We start from the raw sequence: 3,525 nt of genomic DNA, 5'->3' as shown, positions 1-3,525 counted from the left end.
GCTCTCGCCGCCCCAAAATTCACCTTGTCAGGCCTTCGCGGTCCTGGCGCCGGCGCCCAAAGCGGCGGTGCGCAGCACGTAGTAGATGATGCCGGCGATCGCCACGCCGAAGAACCAGCCATAGACACCCCACCAGGACGGCAGCCAGTTGGTGAAGTTGGGCAGGATCGACGAGAAGATGGCGCCGATGCCGGCGGCGATGAAGGCGTTGACGTGCCAGCCGCCCTGGAAGCGGAATTCGCCATCTTCGCGATAAAGCGCCTCGACGTCGACCTCACCCTTCCGGATCAGGTAGTAGTCGACCATCATCACCCCGAAGATCGGCCCCATCGTCGCGCCGATGATGTTGACGAAGGAAGCCGCACTGCCTTCCCATGGCGCGAAGGGATAGAGCAGCAGGGCGATCACGGCCGCGATATAGCCGCCCTTCTTGAAGTCGATCTGCCTGGGAAAGACATTGGAGAAGTCGAAGGCCGGCGAGACGAAGTTCGCCACGACGTTGATGCCAAGCGTCGCAACTGCAAAGGTCAGGGCAGCAAGGGCTGCCAGGAACCAGCTGTCGAATTTCGCCGATATCTGGTCGGGATGCAGCAGCACCTCGCCATAGACGTCAAAGGCGGCAATGGTGGTGACGCCGGCCACCAGAGAAAACAGGATCAGGTTGATCGGCAGGCCCCAGATGTTGCCCTTGCGCAGCGATGCCTTGTCAGGCGCGTAACGGGCGAAATCGCAGAAATTGAGATAGAGCGCCGAGAAATAGGTGACCCAGATCGCGGCCACCGCAAACAGCGAGGTCCAGGAGCCAGGCGTGCCGGGCACGCCCGCATCCTTCGTCTTGTCCAGCAGCACGTCCATCGGGATGTCGCTGGTGAAGGCAAATCTCCCGGATTTGACACAGAGATAGATCGCCAGGATCAGCATCATCACCCACACCGCGGGGCCGGCCCAGTCCTGGAAGCGGCGGACCGTTTCCATGCCGTTCTGGATGATCAGCAATTGCAGCCCCCAGATGACCACGAAGCAGATCACCTCCAGGCCGGTATGACCGAGGAAGTGCGTGCTGGCGTTGAAATCGGCGAACCATTGCGTGCGGATCAGCAGCGCCACGATCGCGCCCGAGGCGGCGGCAGTCTGCGCGCCGTACCAGAAGCAGGCGACGACGGCGCGCACCAGCGCCGGTATGTTGGCGCCCCAGATGCCGAAAGAGGCGCGGGCAAGCACGGGGTAGGGCACGCCCGTCTTCACGCCGGCATAGCCGACCATGTTCATCAGCGCGTAGATGATCAGCGAGCCGATGCCTATGGCGATGATGAAATTGACGAAGCCGCCGCAGAACAGGAACAGACTGGCGGCAAGATAGTAGCCCCAAAGGCTGTGGACGTCCGACGTCCAGACGTTGAAGATCGAGAATGGTCCCCAGTTTCGAACTTTGGCCGGAGCCAAATCCTCGTTGTACAGATCAGGTGAAGCACCCTGTATCGTCATGGCAATGTTCCCCTTTTGCAGCACGCGCCCTCACGCGTTGGCCGCGTGCAGGTTAAGCCTGCCGCAGGGGAACCGACAAGCAACCTATTTGCCGGCTTTGGCCTTAAAGATATTCAATGAGAACTGCGATTATCGATGCAAGGCGATGGTGGGTCATCGCTGGACCACGGATGAGTCGAGGTTCGACGCGGGGATTCCAATCTGAAGCGGTGGCTCCCGACATTTTCGGTTGGGGGGCATCTAAGCGATTGCCATCACCTGCTTGTGGTCCGCGACTTCGGCGAGCAGCCAATCCTGAAACAGACCGGTGCCTGGCTTGTTGCCGATGCTGCGACGCTGATGCAGGTAAATGCCGGCCGGATAGGTGTGGCGGGCACGGAACGGCGCGACCAGCTTGCCTTGCTGCAGAAAATCTTGCGCCATCATCGTGTCCGCAAGCGCTATTCCGGCGCCATTGATCGCTTCGCGCATGATCAAGGTGCAATCATCCAGTGTTGTGCTGGATTTTGGCGTCGTTTCCAGAACGCCTTCCTGCTCCAGCCAACGCTTCCATCTCATGGTTTCGCATTCATGGATCAGATGATGATTGACCAGATCGGCCGGCGATCGCAGCGGCACAGGCCCCTCCAGAAGCGAAGGCGCACAGACCGGCGTCAAAAGCAGCGGGATCAGCAGCGTCAGAGCCGGGCCGGCCTTGTAGACGAACTCGTCGACAATGGCCAAATCGAAGTTGGCGCGCTTGCCTGAAGTGGAGATCTCCAGATCCACCGACGGATGCAACCGGCGAAAGTTCGGCAACCGGTCCGCCAGCCAAAGGTTCAGAACGGTGGGCACGCACAAGACCCGAACACGTTGGATCTTGCCGTGGCGCGACCCCTCGGAGAGGCTGACGTCATCGGTGGCGCGCCAGATCGCTTCGAACGCCTCCGAGAGGCTGCGCGCATAGTAGGAGCCCCTTATGGTTGGCGTTATCTGGCGAAAACCGCGTTCGAACAGGTCCTGGCCAAGATTTCGTTCAAGCGCGCGGATGTGCCGGCTGACAGCCGAGGGTGTCAGATGCAGTTCTTCCGCCGCGTCCTTGACGCTGCCAAGGCGAGCGGCGGCCTCGAAAGCGCGCATGCCATTGAGTGAGGGAAGGGCCATTGGCCGATCATGAATTGTGAGTTGAGTTTTTGTCAATCGACATGGGCAGAATTCGCGTTTGATCGCCTGCCCTGTTAGGGGATACCCAGATGACAAGAGCAATTAAGTCGTCTCAAGAAAGCGACTATTTGGGGACCGGCATTATACCACGAACGGCGGAGACCGGCTTGACCAGTCTCCACCGGGGTGAGCGAAGCGTTGCTCGCTACCCGGCTGGTATTGCCGCAATCGGAGAGAGCGCCAGCCTATGCCTCAATCGCCAGCGCCGGTTTTCGAGACCGCGGACGAGATTTCCTCGGAAGCCTCCGTCGTCGTGATCTTGCAAACTGCCCAAACAGGCTTCGGCCCGCGGGCAGCCGCCTTGGATGCCGAGATGGGCGGGATTCTCTCGCGCGCCTGCTCCGACCCGGCCGCCTTGATCGAATCCGGCACCTGCATCGATCTTATTGCCCCGCAGTCCGTATCGACCAAGCGCGTGGTCGTCCTGGCCCTGGGCAAAGCTGAAGCCGTAACCACCCTATCACTGGCGCGCGCCGGCGGTCTGCTTGCCGCGCATCTCGAGGGCAAGGGGGAATGCGCGCCCACCCTGGTCCTGGACCCGATCGCCGGCGTTGACCTGCCCGGCGCCGAAATCCTGGCGCGTGTCGCGCTTGGCATGCGGCTACGCCGCTATCGTTTCGATATGCGCAACCGGCGGCAAGGGGCGGGAGCGGATAGAACCTTGCGGGTGAAACTGGTAGGGGCTCGCGGCCCGGATCTGACAGCGGCGCTGGCGCGGATCAATGCCATCGCCGACGGCGTCGAATATGCACGCACCTTGGTCAACCTGCCGCCGAACCATCTCCATCCAGACAATTTCCACGATCATCTTGAGCCCCTGCGTGAAGCCGGCATCGA

Annotated in this window: 3 protein-coding genes; 1 reads left to right on the top strand and 2 read right to left on the bottom strand. The window is 61.2% G+C overall.

The window, feature by feature from the left end; translation table 11 throughout:
• Positions 1–27: 27 nt before the first annotated feature.
• Both EN969_RS22025 and EN969_RS22020 read right to left on the bottom strand, forming a co-directional pair.
• Complete coding sequence (locus tag EN969_RS22025; protein WP_024503329.1) at positions 28–1,485, bottom strand: NCS1 family nucleobase:cation symporter-1; 1,458 nt, start codon at positions 1,483–1,485, stop codon at positions 28–30.
• Between the two features lie 240 nt (positions 1,486–1,725).
• Positions 1,726–2,628: a LysR substrate-binding domain-containing protein gene (locus EN969_RS22020; RefSeq protein WP_024503328.1), complete on the bottom strand. Its 903-nt coding sequence runs from the start codon at positions 2,626–2,628 to the stop codon at positions 1,726–1,728.
• A gap of 361 nt (positions 2,629–2,989) precedes the next feature.
• Between EN969_RS22020 and EN969_RS22015 the strand changes: the two genes are divergently transcribed.
• On the top strand, positions 2,990–3,525 hold a 536-nt coding region (locus EN969_RS22015; RefSeq protein WP_281060021.1), incomplete at its 3' end, for a M17 family peptidase N-terminal domain-containing protein.

This window comes from Mesorhizobium sp. M7A.F.Ca.CA.003.01.2.1 (genome assembly GCF_003998945.1).
GTDB lineage: Bacteria > Pseudomonadota > Alphaproteobacteria > Rhizobiales > Rhizobiaceae > Mesorhizobium > Mesorhizobium ciceri.
This window is presented reverse-complemented; position numbering and strand designations above follow the sequence as displayed.

What these genes read in the sequence shown, in the direction of transcription:
- EN969_RS22025 (WP_024503329.1), bottom strand. Translation starts at nt 1,485, where the DNA reads ATGACGATACAGGGTGCTTCACCTGATCTGTACAACGAGGATTTGGCT.
- EN969_RS22020 (WP_024503328.1), bottom strand. Translation starts at nt 2,628, where the DNA reads ATGGCCCTTCCCTCACTCAATGGCATGCGCGCTTTCGAGGCCGCCGCT.